Source organism: Pseudomonas sp. CFBP13508 (assembly GCF_005233515.1).
Taxonomy (GTDB): Bacteria; Pseudomonadota; Gammaproteobacteria; order Pseudomonadales; family Pseudomonadaceae; genus Aquipseudomonas; species Aquipseudomonas mercuritolerans.
Window position 1 is genome coordinate 372,042 of sequence record NZ_QFZZ01000004.1, and the last position, 14,288, is coordinate 386,329.

The 14,288-nt window shown below is 60.1% G+C and carries 15 protein-coding genes and 1 pseudogene; 8 read left to right on the top strand and 8 right to left on the bottom strand.

The genetic code is table 11. The annotated features are described in order from the left end of the window. Positions 1–31 precede the first annotated feature (31 nt). From PspCFBP13508_RS13900 to ftrA, 5 genes are all read right to left on the bottom strand, one after another. The gene (locus PspCFBP13508_RS13900; protein ID WP_130910799.1) at positions 32–367 is read right to left on the bottom strand and encodes a hypothetical protein; all 336 of its coding nucleotides are present in this window, start codon (positions 365–367) and stop codon (positions 32–34) included. An 8-nt stretch (positions 368–375) separates the two neighbouring features. Further along, positions 376–615 (bottom strand): pyocin S6 family toxin immunity protein, encoded by a 240-nt coding sequence (locus tag PspCFBP13508_RS13905; protein ID WP_130910800.1) that lies wholly within the window; start codon positions 613–615, stop codon positions 376–378. A 14-nt stretch (positions 616–629) separates the two neighbouring features. Then, a complete protein-coding gene (locus tag PspCFBP13508_RS13910) occupies positions 630–1,850 on the bottom strand; it encodes an S-type pyocin domain-containing protein (protein ID WP_137214837.1) in 1,221 nt (406 codons plus the stop codon). A gap of 108 nt (positions 1,851–1,958) precedes the next feature. Further along, entirely contained in the window at positions 1,959–2,222 is a 264-nt protein-coding gene (locus PspCFBP13508_RS13915; RefSeq protein WP_137214838.1) for an XRE family transcriptional regulator, read from the bottom strand. A gap of 247 nt (positions 2,223–2,469) precedes the next feature. Beyond that, positions 2,470–3,444, bottom strand: a complete 975-nt coding sequence (ftrA, locus tag PspCFBP13508_RS13920; protein ID WP_137214839.1) for a transcriptional regulator FtrA — start codon at positions 3,442–3,444, stop codon at positions 2,470–2,472. Between the two features lie 101 nt (positions 3,445–3,545). On the opposite strand from ftrA, the gene PspCFBP13508_RS13925 reads away from it, so the two are divergent. The 4 genes from PspCFBP13508_RS13925 (at position 3,546) to PspCFBP13508_RS13940 (ending at position 7,299) form a co-directional block, all read left to right on the top strand. Next, a complete protein-coding gene (locus tag PspCFBP13508_RS13925) occupies positions 3,546–3,974 on the top strand; it encodes a rhodanese-like domain-containing protein (RefSeq protein WP_137214840.1) in 429 nt (142 codons plus the stop codon). A gap of 335 nt (positions 3,975–4,309) precedes the next feature. Beyond that, positions 4,310–5,089, top strand: a complete 780-nt coding sequence (locus PspCFBP13508_RS13930; RefSeq protein ID WP_024013359.1) for an ABC transporter substrate-binding protein — start codon at positions 4,310–4,312, stop codon at positions 5,087–5,089. A gap of 199 nt (positions 5,090–5,288) precedes the next feature. Then, complete coding sequence (locus tag PspCFBP13508_RS13935) at positions 5,289–6,401, top strand: succinylglutamate desuccinylase/aspartoacylase family protein (RefSeq protein ID WP_137214841.1); 1,113 nt, start codon at positions 5,289–5,291, stop codon at positions 6,399–6,401. Between the two features lie 181 nt (positions 6,402–6,582). Next, a complete protein-coding gene (locus tag PspCFBP13508_RS13940; RefSeq protein WP_137214842.1) occupies positions 6,583–7,299 on the top strand; it encodes a dienelactone hydrolase family protein in 717 nt (238 codons plus the stop codon). Here PspCFBP13508_RS13940 and PspCFBP13508_RS13945 read toward each other — a convergent pair. Together PspCFBP13508_RS13945 and PspCFBP13508_RS13950 are read right to left on the bottom strand one after the other, a co-directional pair. Further along, positions 7,289–7,846, bottom strand: coding sequence for a hypothetical protein (locus tag PspCFBP13508_RS13945; RefSeq protein ID WP_024013356.1), 558 nt, complete (start codon positions 7,844–7,846; stop codon positions 7,289–7,291). The genes PspCFBP13508_RS13940 and PspCFBP13508_RS13945 overlap by 11 nt on opposite strands. 84 nt (positions 7,847–7,930) lie before the next feature. Next, complete coding sequence (locus PspCFBP13508_RS13950) at positions 7,931–8,704, bottom strand: hypothetical protein (protein WP_130910807.1); 774 nt, start codon at positions 8,702–8,704, stop codon at positions 7,931–7,933. Between the two features lie 146 nt (positions 8,705–8,850). Here PspCFBP13508_RS13950 and PspCFBP13508_RS13955 point away from each other — a divergent pair, with 146 nt between their 5' ends. From PspCFBP13508_RS13955 to PspCFBP13508_RS13970, 4 genes and pseudogenes are all read left to right on the top strand, one after another. Beyond that, positions 8,851–9,387 (top strand): chalcone isomerase family protein, encoded by a 537-nt coding sequence (locus tag PspCFBP13508_RS13955; RefSeq protein ID WP_137214843.1) that lies wholly within the window; start codon positions 8,851–8,853, stop codon positions 9,385–9,387. A gap of 80 nt (positions 9,388–9,467) precedes the next feature. Further along, the gene (locus PspCFBP13508_RS13960) at positions 9,468–10,787 is read left to right on the top strand and encodes an Nramp family divalent metal transporter (protein ID WP_137214844.1); all 1,320 of its coding nucleotides are present in this window, start codon (positions 9,468–9,470) and stop codon (positions 10,785–10,787) included. 166 nt (positions 10,788–10,953) lie between these two features. Then, entirely contained in the window at positions 10,954–12,174 is a 1,221-nt protein-coding gene (locus PspCFBP13508_RS13965; RefSeq protein ID WP_137214845.1) for a putative DNA modification/repair radical SAM protein, read from the top strand. After that, positions 12,171–12,986: pseudogene (locus tag PspCFBP13508_RS13970) on the top strand (TIGR03915 family putative DNA repair protein); the annotation flags it as partial. The gene PspCFBP13508_RS13965 and the pseudogene PspCFBP13508_RS13970, both read left to right, overlap by 4 nt. 279 nt (positions 12,987–13,265) lie before the next feature. Here PspCFBP13508_RS13970 and PspCFBP13508_RS13975 read toward each other — a convergent pair. Further along, the gene (locus PspCFBP13508_RS13975; RefSeq protein WP_137214846.1) at positions 13,266–14,285 is read right to left on the bottom strand and encodes a branched-chain amino acid aminotransferase; all 1,020 of its coding nucleotides are present in this window, start codon (positions 14,283–14,285) and stop codon (positions 13,266–13,268) included. Positions 14,286–14,288 lie beyond the last annotated feature (3 nt).

Sequence of the window (14,288 nt, forward strand, 5' to 3'; positions counted from 1 at the left end):
CCCTCATCCAAACGCCTGCAACTCCGGATGCTCAGGTGAACATCTCTATATCGTCAATCGTGTCCTGAATGATGCCCTGCAATGAGGGCATCCGACGCCTTACGTTCTCAAGGGCAGGCAAAACGGTTTCGGTATCCAGTCTTCCATGCCGACGAGCGATATGGCCCAGGGCGGTGATGGCAGATGCAGCAATCGCCTCGGTTTTGCTGGAGAGGTATTGGAGGCAGATCGCCTGAGCCCACACTGGATCTTCTTCGCTCATACCAATCGACACTAGGCCCGTTACCACATTTTCGGCGACGCCACTTGCAATGCGTGTCATCGCCGCGTCGCGGGAAATGGATGGATCCTGGTAGATGATGCTCACCGTCGACGCTAGCCCCTGACGCCGATGAATAAATCCAGCTCCTTCGGCAATTGCTCTCCGAGTATTTCGCTGATTCGTTGAGTTTGCTCCGCAGTCATTAGCCATTCTCCGTCAGGGCTTAGGCTTAGTTCTGGCCAGCCCATTACGGCCAATATCGGATGCTCAGATTTCGAGTCTACCGTCAGCTCGAATTTGAGCGCATCGTCCTCGCTTTCGTCTGGTAAAAAGCCACTAATCCATAAAAACATATCTTGATTCCTCTTCACTTTGGAGTCCATCGCTCGGGATCGGCAGGATCGATTTGCTCGCCCGTTTCATGATTGAACTCACCTAAATGTTTGCCTTGCTTGTTATAGAGTTCTATAGCGCCTGTTTTGCTATCCCATTCATAGATTCGACCTTTCTTGTCTTTCCATCTGCTGCGCTTGCCGCCACCACCTTGAACACTGCTTTTGGATTTGACGGGATAGGTATCCGGGTATGCTGGGAGAGAAACGGGAGGCCGGTGATATTTGATATCACCGCCAAGAGCAGGTCTTGAAAGCACAACGTATAGAGGCTGTACTCCGGAGTCAGCCGGAAAGACCAGAATAAAGTCTTGGTATTCAGGCGGGTAAACCGGATTGACAATGATTTTGTCCGCCTGCTCGGTCGGCGGGTATACCCAGATATGGGGAACCTGCGGCGCACTTTCCAGCGGCGGAATTGCCGATCCGCGTGACGAGTCTACTGAGGGAGTCCAGAGTAGGGTCGACCCATTGCCAAAATCTGCGACGTACGAGGCGCCTTGCTTGACGAACTGGACGACAGGAATCATTTCCCAATCGCTGCGCGTTTGAGTGTTGTATCCGTATCCTTTCACCGTGCCGTCGGGCTGCTGTTGTACATGCAATCGAACCCGAGTCCGAGCTGTATCGAGGGACTGTAGTTGCTCTTCTGAGTAGAGAGCACTATCGGCGAGACTCGAAGGCCACAGCAGCGCAACCAATCCGAGCAACCCGCCTGCGACGACACCGCCGGTAGCCAGGCTTGTGCTACTGGCGGCCGCAGTGCTGGCGCTCAGACTGCCAGAGCTGCCGAGAGCAAAAGCTCCGATGGATGCCTGCAGATTGGTGGCGCCAACAGCCTTTAGTGAGATATTCCCGGCCGAGTCACGCTCACGCCCCGCTAGCAAGGACAGCGTTCCATAATCCGAAATTTTCCCAACCGGTATAAATCCGGATGGATTGGCATCATTGATAACACCGTCCGGCAGCTTGCAACTTTTCACAAACACACAGCCGCTTATACTTTGCTGTTGCTGTATGACCTGGTTGCGAAGTCGGTCTTCATGGGCCTGCTGCCGCGCCAGCATGTCTTCATAAGCGCCATGCGCGGCCTCGCGCTCAGCAAGTTCGCTGGCAGTCATGTAGCGGGTGGTGATGTGGTGTCCGTCTCCCTCTGGCAGGTTTTGGACCCGGGGGATGTCTTTCTTGCGAGCCATGAGCGTCCTTGTCCGCTGTTTAAAAACGAAGCGGACGCTAAAGCAACGAAGGAGTAATGGATGTAGGACGCGTCTGAAAGTGTTGCGGTCGTTACAACTGTAAAGAGATCAAGAAATTATCGAATTCAGGTGTGCCAGATCAATTACAGAGAAAGCGCTGATATTTCCGCTGAGCAAATCATTCATCTTTGCCTTTGTGATTCTCATACGGGCGGATGCCTGTTCGTTTGCAAGACCTGAGGCTCGCAAGTTTTTTTGAAGATTGCGCAGTAGCTCTGCCCGCAACCGCATGGTGGCGGCCTCTTGCGGTGTGTCTTCCAGAGCTTCCCAGATGCTGGAGAAGCGCGGGGATGAAGCTTGATGATCATTCATGGTGGGAATTATTCCAGGCTAGTGGCGAGGCGTCCGTCTAATTGGCAAGCGACCAGTTCAGATCACCGAGTGCAAGTCAGCTTACTGGCGACGGCCAGCTCGCAAAAGCCAGCGGATTCGGGCGTAGCTGTAGGCAATGGCGCAAGATGTTGTAGCCTCTTGCTAGCTGGGAGAACGCTTGTCTTACCTGACGATTGGATTGGGAAATACCCCACGGAGCACTTCAATAGATCCATTGCCAGACAGGTCAACAAATCGCCTTACCCTCCCGCCCAAACCGCTCCCGATAAACCGACGGCGGCACACCCACCACGCTGCGAAACGCCACGCGAAAACTCTCCACCGAGCGATAGCCGCAGCGTTGGGCGATCTGCTCGGTGTGTTGATGGGTGCTCTCGAGCAGCTCCCGCGCTCGCGCCAGGCGTTCATGTTGCAGCCACGCCTTGGGCGTTTGCCCGCTGGCTTCGGTGAAGCGCCGCAAAAACGTGCGCTCGCTCATCGCCGCTTCGCTGGCCAGATCGCGGACTTCCAGTGGTTCGTGCAGGCGTTCGCGGGCCCATTGCATGACGCGCGACAGGTCGCTGCGGGGTGTCGGGCTGACCGGGGTGGGGATGAATTGGGCCTGGCCGCCGGTGCGTTGTGGCGACATGACCAGGCGCCGCGCGACGGCGTTGGCGACCTGCGTGCCGAAGTCGCGGGTTACCAGGTGCAGGCAGGCGTCGATGCCGGCGGCGCTGCCGGCGGAGGTGATCAGTTGGCCGGCGTCGACGTAGAGCACGTCCGGATCGACCTCGATCGCCGGGAAGCGTTGCGCCAGTTCACCGGTGTAGCGCCAGTGCGTGGTGGCGCGGTGGCCGTCGAGCCGGCCGCTGGCGGCGAGGACGAACACGCCCGAGCAGATCGACAGCAACCGCGCGCCTCGGTCATGGGCCTGACGCAACGCGTCGATCAGCGCTGGCGGTACCGGGGCGTTGCGGTCGCGCCAGCCGGGAATGACGATGGTGCGCGCTGCGGCGAGCAGTTCCAGGCCACCATCGGCCAGCACCTGAATCCCGCCCATGGCGCGCATCGGGCCTTTATCGACCGCGGCGATCGCGTGTCCGTACCAAGGGAAGTCGAACTCTGGCCGGGCCAGGCCGAAGATCTCCACGGCAATGCCGAACTCGAATGTGCAGAGGCCGTCGTAGGCCAGAATGGCAACCAGATTGGGCTGAGTGGGCATTTGGCGGAAATCTCCCGGTCGGTGTCTTGCGCGCCACTGTAGCGGCAAGCGCCGTCTCGATAAAGTCTGTTCATCCCCCACAGACAAAGGAGCAACACAGCATGACCAGCCTGGTTAGCGAAATTCCCGCCGCCCCTTCGGCGATTGCCCTGATGCATTTCAGCAATCGTCTGACCTTCGAAACCGATTGTTCCGACGTGTTCAGTAGCCACGAGGCCGGGGAGGTCGATTTTGTTCTGGTGGATGTGCGCGGCCCATTGGCGTTCGAGCGCGGCCATGTGCCCGGCGCGATCAATATCCCGACCCGCTTGCTCACGGCGGAGCGCTTGGCCGATTACCCGAAATACACTTTGTTCGTGGTCTATTGCGCCGGGCCGCATTGCAACGGCGCGAACAAGGCTGCGGTGAAACTCGCCGCATTGGGTTATCCGGTCAAGGAGATGATCGGCGGCGTCACCGGATGGCTGGATGAGGGTTTCGAACTGAGCGCGGCGTCAGTCGCCAACACACCTGTCGCCTGCGAATGCTGACGTTTCTGTAGGAGCTGCCGAAGGCTGCGATCTTTTGATCTTGATCTCAAAAAAACAGGATCAAAAGATCGCAGCCTTCGGCAGTTCCTACAGAGGCAATAAGCGTTTTTTGCTCTGAGAGCAGTCTTGTCCTACAGCCTTCGCACCACCACGGCGCACGCGTTGACCCTCGTCAATGCGTGCGCCGATGTTCTGTAAGTAATTGTCGCTTAAAAACAATTGCCTCCGTGCGCGCCGCCATAGACTGCCGGCCACGTCGGTTTTTGCCGTTAGAACGCCATGACCGAACGCTGACTCGAAAGCTGCCAATAAAAGCCTCCGCACGGGAGTAATAAATGAAAAAGCTAGTGATGTTCGGTGCCCTGGCACTGTCGATGTTGTCCCTGACCGCCGTGGCCGAAGACGCCAAGCCGATCCGCATCGGTATCGAAGCCGGGTACCCGCCATTCTCGATGAAAACCCCTGACGGCAAACTCACTGGTTTTGACGTGGACATCGGTGACGCACTGTGCGCGCAGATGAAGGTTAAATGCACGTGGGTCGAGCAAGAGTTCGATGGCCTGATCCCGGCGCTGAAAGTGAAGAAGATCGACGCGATCCTGTCGTCGATGACCATCACTGACGATCGCAAGAAAAACGTCGATTTCACTATCAAGTACTACCACACCCCGGCACGTTTCGTGATGAAGGAAGGCTCGGGCGTGAAAGACCCGCTGACCGAACTCAAGGGCAAGAAAGTCGGCGTGCTGCGCGCCAGTACTCACGACCGTTACGCGACTGAAGTGCTGGTTCCGGCCGGGATCGAACTGGTGCGCTACGGCTCGCAGCAGGAAGCCAACCTCGACATGGTCTCCGGGCGTATCGACGCGATGCTGGCCGACTCGGTCAACCTCAGCGACGGTTTCCTGAAAACCGACGCCGGCAAAGGCTTCGAATTCGTCGGCCCGACCTACGAAGACGCCAAGTACTTCGGCGGCGGCGCTGGCATCGCGGTGCGCAAGGGCGATACCGCGCTGGCTGAGCAATTCAACAAAGCCATCACCGAAATCCGCGCCAATGGCGAGTACAAGAAAGTCCAGGACAAGTACTTCGACTTTGACGTATACGGCCATTAATACGCCGTGAAAAAAAGTGGCCCCGTTTGCGCGGTGGCCACTTTTTTTATGTTCTTTTATTGATGGAAATTCTCTGTGGGAGCGAGCCTGCTCGCGAAAGCGGTCTGACATTCGACATCGTCATCGTCTGACCTGACGCATTCGCGAGCAGGCTCGCTCCCACAGGGATTTGCGTAACCCAGCTATTGAGGAGTTTTTCATGCAACGCATCGACCACGTTCTGCCCTGGAGCCACTTGGGCAGCGAGCGCTCCCTCAGCGTTTTTCGCTACGGCGCCGGCAGCCGCAAGGTGTATATCCAGGCCAGCCTGCACGCCGATGAACTGCCGGGCATGCGCACCGCGTGGGAACTCAAGCTGCGCTTGAACGAACTGGAACGGCAGGGCCGTTTGCAGGGCGTTATCGAACTGGTGCCGGTGGCCAATCCGATCGGCCTGGATCAGCATCTGCAAGGCAATCACATGGGCCGCTTCGAACTGGGCAGCGGCAAGAATTTCAACCGCGCATTCGTCGAACTCAGCGCCCCGGTCGCGGCGCTGGTTAGAGAGCGTCTGGGCGCGGATGCCGAGGCCAACGTCGCGCTGATCCGCCAGGCCATGGCTCAGGTCTTCGAAGAATTGCCAGCGCCGGCCTCGCAACTGGAAGCCTTGCACCGCCTGTTGCTGCGCCACGCCTGCGACGCCGACATCACTCTCGACTTGCATTGCGACTTCGACGCTGCGATTCACCTCTACGCGCTGCCGCAACACTGGCCGCAATGGCAATCGCTGGCGGCGCGGTTGCAGGCCGGCGTCGCGTTGCTCTGCGAGGACTCCGGCGGCAGCTCGTTCGATGAATCCTGCTCGACGCCGTGGCTGCGTCTGGCCAAAGCTTTCCCGAACGCGGCGATTCCGGCGGCGAATCTGGCGACGACGCTGGAGCTGGGCAGCATGGGCGACACCCGCGTCGATCAGGCTCAGGCCAATTGCGAAGCGATCCTGGGTTTTCTCGCCGAGCAGGGTTTCATCAGCGGCGAATGGCCGGCGGCGCCGAGCGAATGTTGTGAAGGTCTGCCGTTCGAAGGCACTGAATACCTGTTCGCCCCGCACCACGGCGTGGTCAGTTTCTTGCGCAATGCCGGCGAGTGGGTAGAGCAGGGCGATGCGCTGTTCGAGGTTGTTGACCCGTTGCAGGATCGCGTGACCACCGTGCGCGCCGGCACCAGCGGCGTGCTGTTCGCGATTGATCGCGGGCGCTATACCGAGCCGGGGATCTGGCAGGCGAAAGTGGCGGGGCGGGTGCCGTTTCGTACCGGCAAGCTGACCAACGACTGACAGGTTGCGGTGAAGGTGCGGGCCTCTTCGCGAGCAGGCTCGCTCCCACAGGGGAACGCATTTCAACGGTGGGAGCGAGCCTGCTCGCGAAAGGGCCATCAGCCGCACCACAAAATTTGGATCCTCAGCCGAGAATGTTAGGCTCCCCCGCGAACCCGACACTCTGTGAAGGAACGCTGCAATGCTGAAATTGTTCGCCCTGCTGACCCTGCTCGCATCCACCGCCGTTCACGCGCAAACCACCCTGCAATCCGACCTGCCGCTCAAATACCTCGAACAGGTCCACGCCGACGCCGAGCCACGTCCGCTGGTGATTTTCCTGCACGGTTACGGCAGTAACGAGGCCGATCTGATCGGCATGAAATTTCAGCTGCCGGCGCAGTACAACTACCTGTCGGTGCGGGCACCGATGACGTTGGGTGAAGGACGTTTCCAGTGGTTTCGCAAGAAAGGTGAAGGCGCCTACAACGGCGAGACCGATGATCTGAAGGTCAGCGGCCAGAAGCTGCGCGACTTTATCGCCCAGGCGGCGAAGAAATATCACGCCGCGCCGGACAAGGTGTACCTGATCGGCTTCAGCCAGGGCGCGATGATGAGTTACGAAGTGGGCCTGCGCGCGCCAGCGGTCGTGGGCGGGTTTGCCGCGTTGAGCGGGCGCTTGTTGCCGGTGCTCAAAGCCGAACTCAAGCCCGGGCAAGCGCCACTGCCGCTGAGCATATTTATCGGCCACGGCACCGCTGATGATCCGGTGCCTTACCGTCACGGCACCGAGGCCAACGCGCTATTGCACAAGCTCGATTACAAACCCGAGTTTCACGCGTATCCGGGCGTCGGCCACAGCATCAGTGCGACCGAATTGCGCGATTTGAACGGCTGGTTGCAGCGGCTCAATCCTTGACGATGGCTTTGACCAAAGCATCGTGACCCTTCTTGTCGCTGGCGCGGGAAATCACCTGCACCAGCGCCATCTTCGTTCCCGAGCCGGCCAGCAGCGTGGTATTCAGGGTTTGGCCACCACCCTGGGTGGCGGTGCTGTCAACCTGACGCAGACCCAGGCCGGTGCCTTTTTGGGTCAGGCTTTTCTCGCTGAGTTTGTTGAAGTCCGGCAGAGCCTTGCGCTGATCATCGATGAAACTCGACACGCTGCCGTCGAGAAACTCACCGTCGTTGTCCTTGACGTTCTGCCCAGCCGGGATCTGGTTTTCGGCGGCGATGACCACGGTCTTGGTGGTCTGGTTGGTGTACATCGTGCCCTTGGCCCCGCTCGGGCTGGTGGGCAGCGGGTCAGCGACAAAGCCTTTGGGCAGGACGAAGGCGAATTTGCCGTCGAGCAGCGTAACCTTCTCGGTTTTGACCTTTTCCTTGGCGGCGTGCGCGTTGATCGCGGCGAAACCGGCGACGGCCGCCAGCATCAGGACGACGGCTTTTTTGCTCAACAATGACATGTGAATCTCCGGTGAATGGTCGCGCGAGGCGGGCGATCATCCCACGGAGCGTGCCGGGCGTTCCAGCGCGATTCGTCCGGGCGGTTATTGCGCTTGCGCCTTGGCCAATGGCCGCGCCAGCAGACGCCGGGTCACCCCGAGCATCGCCACCGACACTGCCACGCCTACGACAAAACCGCTGAGGCCCATGGTCGGCAGCGTCAAGGCCGACACCAGGCAGAACGCCGAAAACGAATACATGCCGGTCGCCGTTGCGCGCAATAACGCAGCGGTAAACGCCGGGCCGCGGGTTTGTTGCGAGAACACCGCCATGACGCTGCCCAGCACCGGGAACACCGCGAGCAGGCCGCTCCAGCGTTCGCCGACGGTGCTGGCGAGCATCGTCACCACCAGCGTCAGCGCCGCGCCGGCGATCATCCGCCAGATCAGTTTGTCCGACTTCGGTGCCGGCCCGTTCAACACCGGCTGCACCTCGGGGAACAGATAAGGCGAAGCGAGCAGTGCCACCGCTGCCGCAATCACCGAGAACGGCAGGGACGCCGGAATCACCGACAACACCGTCGCCAGCGCGGCCCAAACCGCCAGTGAAATGGTCAACGCCCACGGCCAGTTCGCCCGCTGCGCCACCTGCGCATAAGTGATGCAGAAAGCGATCATCGCGAACATTGCCGACAGCGCCGCGACCGCCGATTGCGCGGCAAATTGCGGCCCTTGTTCGATCGCCAGAAAGAACAGAATCGGCCCGACCACCACTGGCAATCCCGACAGCCACCCGGCCACGCTCGGCCCCCAACGTTTGCCCGCCAGGGAAATCAGCAGGAGAAAACCGGGAATCAGCAGCAGTTTGAGGATCAGCACGCGGGTGTCTCCATCGGGTCAGGATCAGCCACGTTAGCACTGCCGATTAAAGATTGCTGCCTATGTTCGCAATATTTGTATACAAAAATTCAGGCGCGAATCCGGCTATGCTTTGATCATCAGAATGCAGCGGAGACGATACGGCGATGAACAGAACACCCAAGCTCGTACGTGGCTGTTGTGGCATCGGCTTGTGGGCACTGTTGCTGACGCCGACGTGGGCCAATTGGCAGGACGCGGTGCCAGGGGCGCAAATCATCGGCAGTGGCGATTTCAGCGTGTTCGGCTTCGATGTTTACAGCGCGCGCTTGTGGAGTGCCGCGCGGCCTCTGGCGGACGGCCAGCCGTTTGCACTGGAGCTGATCTACCGGCGCAACATCTCGCGAGACGATCTGGTCAGCACCAGCGTCGATGAGATCAAACGCCTGGCCGGTTCCCGGGTCACTTCAGCGCAATTGGCCGGCTGGCAGGCGCAGATGCAGCAATCCTTTGTCGACGTCCAGGCCGGCACGCGGATTACTGGCGTGTATCTGCCGGGGCAGGGCGCGCGGTTTTTTGTCGGGCAGAAGCTCCAGCATGAGATCGAGGATCCGCAGTTTGCCAAGGCGTTTTTTGCTATCTGGCTGGATCCGCGAACACGCAGTCCCGAATTGCGCGAGCAGTTGCTGGGGGTGAACCCATAGGTTCAGTGATCTTTGCGCTTCAAGGCATCAGGCGAAACGACTAAGCTGCCGGGCTCCCGTTTTTGTTTCTGGATGTGTGCGTGAAATTCAGTTTGCCCAAAATCGCTACCGCGCCGTTTTGCCCGCCGGAAGTGGCCGGCAGTGTTGCGGTCGATCCGACTGCCTCGTTCTTCAAACGTGTGCTGCGCTTCGCCGGCCCCGGTTTGCTGGTGTCGATCGGCTACATGGATCCGGGCAACTGGGCCACCGCGATCGAGGCTGGTTCGCGTTTTGGCTACAGCCTGTTGTTCGTGGTGCTGCTGGCGAGCCTGGCCGGCATGGTCGTGCAGTGCCTGTGTTCGCGGCTGGGCATCGCCACTGGGCGCGATCTGGCGCAGTTGTCCCGAGAGCGCTACAGCACGCCGACCGCGCGCCTGCAATGGATACTGGCGGAAATCTCGATCATTGCCACCGACCTCGCCGAAGTGCTTGGCTGCGCCCTGGCGTTTCACTTGCTGCTCGGTTGCTCGCTGAGTTTCGGCATCGCTCTGACGGCTTTCGACACGCTGCTGGTACTGGCCCTGCAGAACCGGGGATTCCGTCGTCTCGAAGCGATCATGCTGGTGCTGGTCGCGACCATCGGTGTGTGTTTCTTCGTCGAATTGTTGTTGATCAAACCGTACTGGCCAGACGTGGCGCTGGGCTTTAAACCCTCGCTGTCCGCGATCAGCGATGCGGCGCCGCTGTATCTGGCCATCGGCATCCTCGGCGCCACCGTCATGCCGCACAACCTTTATCTACACACCTCGATCGTGCAAACGCGGATGATCGGCAAGGACCTGGCGAGCAAGCAGGACGCGGTGAAACTGGCGCGGATCGACACCATCGGTTCGCTGGCCCTGGCGCTGCTGGTCAACGCGGCGATCCTGATTCTCGCAGCGGCGGCGTTTCACCAGTCCGGGCACACCGATGTGGTCGACATTCAGGACGCCTATCACCTGCTCGACCCGCTGGTGGGCGGTGCGCTGGCCAGTGTGTTGTTCGGCGTGGCGCTGCTCGCGTCGGGGCAGAGTTCGACCTTCACCGGGACCATCGCCGGGCAGGTGATCATGGAAGGCTATCTGAACCTGCGCATCCCGTGCTGGCAGCGGCGTTTGATCACTCGCGGGCTGGCGCTGATTCCAGCGTTCATCGGCGTATGGCTGCTCGGTGATGGCGCTATCGGCAAGTTGCTGGTGTTGAGCCAGGTGGTGCTCAGCCTGCAACTGCCGTTCGCCTTGTACCCGCTGATCCGCATGACCAACGATCGGCAATTGATGGGGCCGTTCGTCAATCGCTGGCCCACGCGGGTGCTGGCCTGGGGGCTGTTTGTGTTGATCAGCGGGGCGAACAGTTGGTTGATACTGCAGTGGGCGGTTTGATCACTGTGTTGCGGTGACTGGCAGGGCCTATTTGCGAGCAGGCTCGCTCCCACTGGTTGCGCGGTTGGCCGCAATTCAGATGGCCAGCCGACGAGGGGTCATCCATCAACTTGTTTCGCAGCGGGCGAGCCTATACTGTATATGCACACAGTAAAGAGCCCGCGCCATGCAAATCATCGACAAGCTGAGCATCCTCGCCGACGCCGCCAAGTACGACGCCTCCTGCGCCAGCAGTGGTGCGCCCAAGCGCAGCTCTGAGGGCAAGAGCGGGCTCGGTTCGACGGACGGCATGGGCATTTGCCACAGCTACACGCCGGACGGGCGCTGTGTGTCGTTGCTGAAAATCCTGCTGACCAACTTCTGCCTTTATGATTGCCAATATTGCGTCAACCGCCGTTCCAGCGATGTGCCGCGTGCGCGCTTCACCCCGGAAGAAGTCGTGACGCTGACCATGGATTTCTACCGGCGCAACTGCGTCAGCGGCCTGTTTCTCAGCTCCGGGATCATCCGCTCGGCGGACTACACCATGGAGCAACTGGTGCGCGTGGCGAAGCTGCTGCGTGAAGAGCACGAATTTCGCGGCTACATCCATCTAAAGACCATTCCGGAAGCCGATCCGGCCTTGATCGAAGAAGCCGGGCGTTATGCCGACCGCCTCAGCGTCAACATCGAACTGCCCACCGACGCCAGCCTGCAGACACTGGCGCCGGAGAAGGACATCACCTCCATCAAGCAAGCGATGAACACCATCTACACCGGCGTGCAAACAGTATTGAACGAGCCGCGCTCGGCAAAGTTCGCCCCGGCCGGGCAAAGTACGCAATTGATCGTCGGTGCCGATGACACCGATGACAGCACCATCCTTCACAGCGCCCAGTCCCTGTACGGCAATTTCCGTTTGCGCCGGGTCTATTACTCGGCATTCAGTCCGATCCCCGACAGCCCGAAAAGCGTACCGCTCGCCGCGCCACCGCTGATGCGTGAGCACCGTCTGTATCAGGCTGATTTCCTCCTGCGCAGCTACGGCTACAGCGCTGACGAATTGCTCAAAGGCCCGGGCAATCTGGCGCTCGATATCGACCCGAAGCTGGCCTGGGCGCTGGAAAATCGCGAAGTGTTCCCGCTGGACCTCAACCGTGCCGACGCAACGTTGATCGCACGCATCCCGGGCATCGGCTTGCGCACCACCGAGCGCTTGGTCGAGTTGCGCCGTCAGCGCCGCATCCGTTACGAAGACGTGGCACGGATGCGCTGTGTGCTGGCCAAGGCCAAGCCGTTCATCATCACCAGCGATTACCACCCGCAACAGGCGGAAGTCACCAGCCACATGCTCTACCAGCAATTGCGCGACCGGCCGATGCCGCGGCAGATGGGATTGTGGGGATGATCAGTCTCGATTGTGACGATCTGTTCGACACCTGGCGCCAGCAGGCGCGCTGGTTGCTCAGCCATGAAATCGACCCAAGTCTGGTGAGCTGGGCGGCGGAAGGGGTGGGCGATCTGTTTGCCAGCGATGATCACATGCCCGAAGGGCAGGGGCCGTTTCAGGCGCGTATTCCCCGTGCGCTGCTCGCCACCCTCGAACAAGCGGCGCGCTATCGCGGCGAACAGCGCTGGAGCCTGTTGTATGAAGTGCTCTGGCGCGTCAGTCACGGCGACCGCACGGCGATGATGGCGGGCGACAAGCTCGGCAGCGAGTTGCAGCGGCGCATCAAGCAGGTCAGCCGCGAGGCCCATCATCTGCATGCATTCGTGCGTTTCATCGAGCGGCCCAAGGATCTGCCCGGCCCGCAATATGTCGCGTGGCATGAACCGGCCCATGACATTCTGCACAGCGCCAGCGAGCATTTCATCGGGCGCATGGGCCAGCATCGCTGGTTGATCGCCACACCGCGTGACGGCGTTTATTACGACGGTGAGCAATTGATTCACGAGCGGCAGTGCCCGATTGAATGGCAGCAACTGGCGCAGAACGTCGACGACCCCCACGGCGATTTGTGGTTGACCTACTACAGCCACATCTTCAACCCGGCGCGGTTGAACCCGAAGGTCATGCAAGGACATCTGCCGGTGCGGTTCTGGAAGAATCTGCCGGAGGGCGAATTAATACCGGGATTGATCACCCAGGCGCGGATGGGCAAGCAGCAGAATGGGCAGGCGAGCGGGATTGCTGATCGGACGGGTAAACGCATTACCTCCAAAAATCAAAAGCAAACCCTCACCCCAGCCCTCTCCCGGAGGGAGAGGGAGCCGACCGAGGTGTTCTCGCAGAATACATCGACGTGAATCACCGAGTCGAACTCCGTGTTGAAAAGCACACGGATCGGCTCCCTTTCCCCCTCGCCCCCACTGGGGGAGAGGGCTGGGGTGAGGGGGAAAAGATCTCCAGCCTTACACAAAAAAAACCAACAACAACAATCAAAAAAGCCCCCCACCAATCACTCGGTGGAGGGCTTTTAAGCATCAGCAGTCGTCAGATCAAACCTTGACGATCCAGCCCGCTGGCGCTTCGATGTCGCCGGTCTGCACGCCAGTCAACTCTTTGTAGAGCTGATGGGTCACCGGGCCTACCTCGGTTTCGCTGTGGAACACATGCAGGTGATCGTTGTAGCTGATGCCGCCAATCGGCGTGATCACCGCAGCGGTACCGCAGGCACCGGCTTCCTTGAAGTCCGACAGCTTGTCGATCAGCACGTCGCCTTCAACCACTTCCAGGCCCAGACGCGATTTGGCCAGTTCGATCAGCGACAGGCGGGTGATGCCTGGCAGGACCGATGGTGAGTTCGGGGTGACGAACTTGTTGTCGTGGGTGATCCCGAAGAAGTTGGCCGAACCGACTTCCTCGATCTTGGTGTGGGTCATCGGATCGAGGTAGATCGCGTCGGCGAAGTTGGCTTTCTTGGCTTTCGAGCCCGGCATCAGGCTGGCGGCGTAGTTGCCACCGACCTTGGCCGCACCGGTGCCTTGTGGGGCCGCGCGGTCGTAGCTGGAGATCTGGAAGTTGTGCGGGGTCAGGCCGCCCTTGAAGTAGGCGCCGACCGGGATGCAGAAGATCGAAAAGATGAACTCGGGCGCGGTGCGTACGCCGATGTTGTCACCGACGCCGATCACGAACGGGCGCAGGTACAGCGCGCCGCCGGTGCCGTACGGCGGGATGAAACGCTCGTTGGCGCGAACCACGGCTTTGCAGGCTTCGATGAACTGCTCGGTGTCGACCGTCGGCATCAGCAGGCGCGCGCAGCTGCGTTGCATGCGCAGGGCGTTCTGGTCCGGGCGGAACAGGTTGATCGAGCCGTCCTTGCAGCGATAGGCCTTCATGCCTTCGAAGCACTGCTGACCGTAGTGAAGGGCAGTGGAGCCTTCGCTGATGTGCAGGACGTTATCTTCGGTCAGGGTGCCTTTGTCCCACTCGCCATCGCGAAAGTACGACAGATAGCGCTTGTCGGTCTTGATGTAGTCAAAACCCAGCTTGTCCCAATTGATGCTTTCGTTACCCATGAC

What these genes read in the sequence shown, in the direction of transcription:
- PspCFBP13508_RS13945 (WP_024013356.1), bottom strand. Translation starts at nt 7,846, where the DNA reads ATGTCATTGTTGAGCAAAAAAGCCGTCGTCCTGATGCTGGCGGCCGTC.
- PspCFBP13508_RS13910 (WP_137214837.1), bottom strand. Translation starts at nt 1,850, where the DNA reads ATGGCTCGCAAGAAAGACATCCCCCGGGTCCAAAACCTGCCAGAGGGA.
- PspCFBP13508_RS13930 (WP_024013359.1), top strand. Translation starts at nt 4,310, where the DNA reads ATGAAAAAGCTAGTGATGTTCGGTGCCCTGGCACTGTCGATGTTGTCC.
- PspCFBP13508_RS13925 (WP_137214840.1), top strand. Translation starts at nt 3,546, where the DNA reads ATGACCAGCCTGGTTAGCGAAATTCCCGCCGCCCCTTCGGCGATTGCC.
- ftrA (WP_137214839.1), bottom strand. Translation starts at nt 3,444, where the DNA reads ATGCCCACTCAGCCCAATCTGGTTGCCATTCTGGCCTACGACGGCCTC.
- PspCFBP13508_RS13905 (WP_130910800.1), bottom strand. Translation starts at nt 615, where the DNA reads ATGTTTTTATGGATTAGTGGCTTTTTACCAGACGAAAGCGAGGACGAT.
- PspCFBP13508_RS13940 (WP_137214842.1), top strand. Translation starts at nt 6,583, where the DNA reads ATGCTGAAATTGTTCGCCCTGCTGACCCTGCTCGCATCCACCGCCGTT.
- PspCFBP13508_RS13915 (WP_137214838.1), bottom strand. Translation starts at nt 2,222, where the DNA reads ATGAATGATCATCAAGCTTCATCCCCGCGCTTCTCCAGCATCTGGGAA.
- PspCFBP13508_RS13965 (WP_137214845.1), top strand. Translation starts at nt 10,954, where the DNA reads ATGCAAATCATCGACAAGCTGAGCATCCTCGCCGACGCCGCCAAGTAC.
- PspCFBP13508_RS13935 (WP_137214841.1), top strand. Translation starts at nt 5,289, where the DNA reads ATGCAACGCATCGACCACGTTCTGCCCTGGAGCCACTTGGGCAGCGAG.
- PspCFBP13508_RS13955 (WP_137214843.1), top strand. Translation starts at nt 8,851, where the DNA reads ATGAACAGAACACCCAAGCTCGTACGTGGCTGTTGTGGCATCGGCTTG.
- PspCFBP13508_RS13975 (WP_137214846.1), bottom strand. Translation starts at nt 14,285, where the DNA reads ATGGGTAACGAAAGCATCAATTGGGACAAGCTGGGTTTTGACTACATC.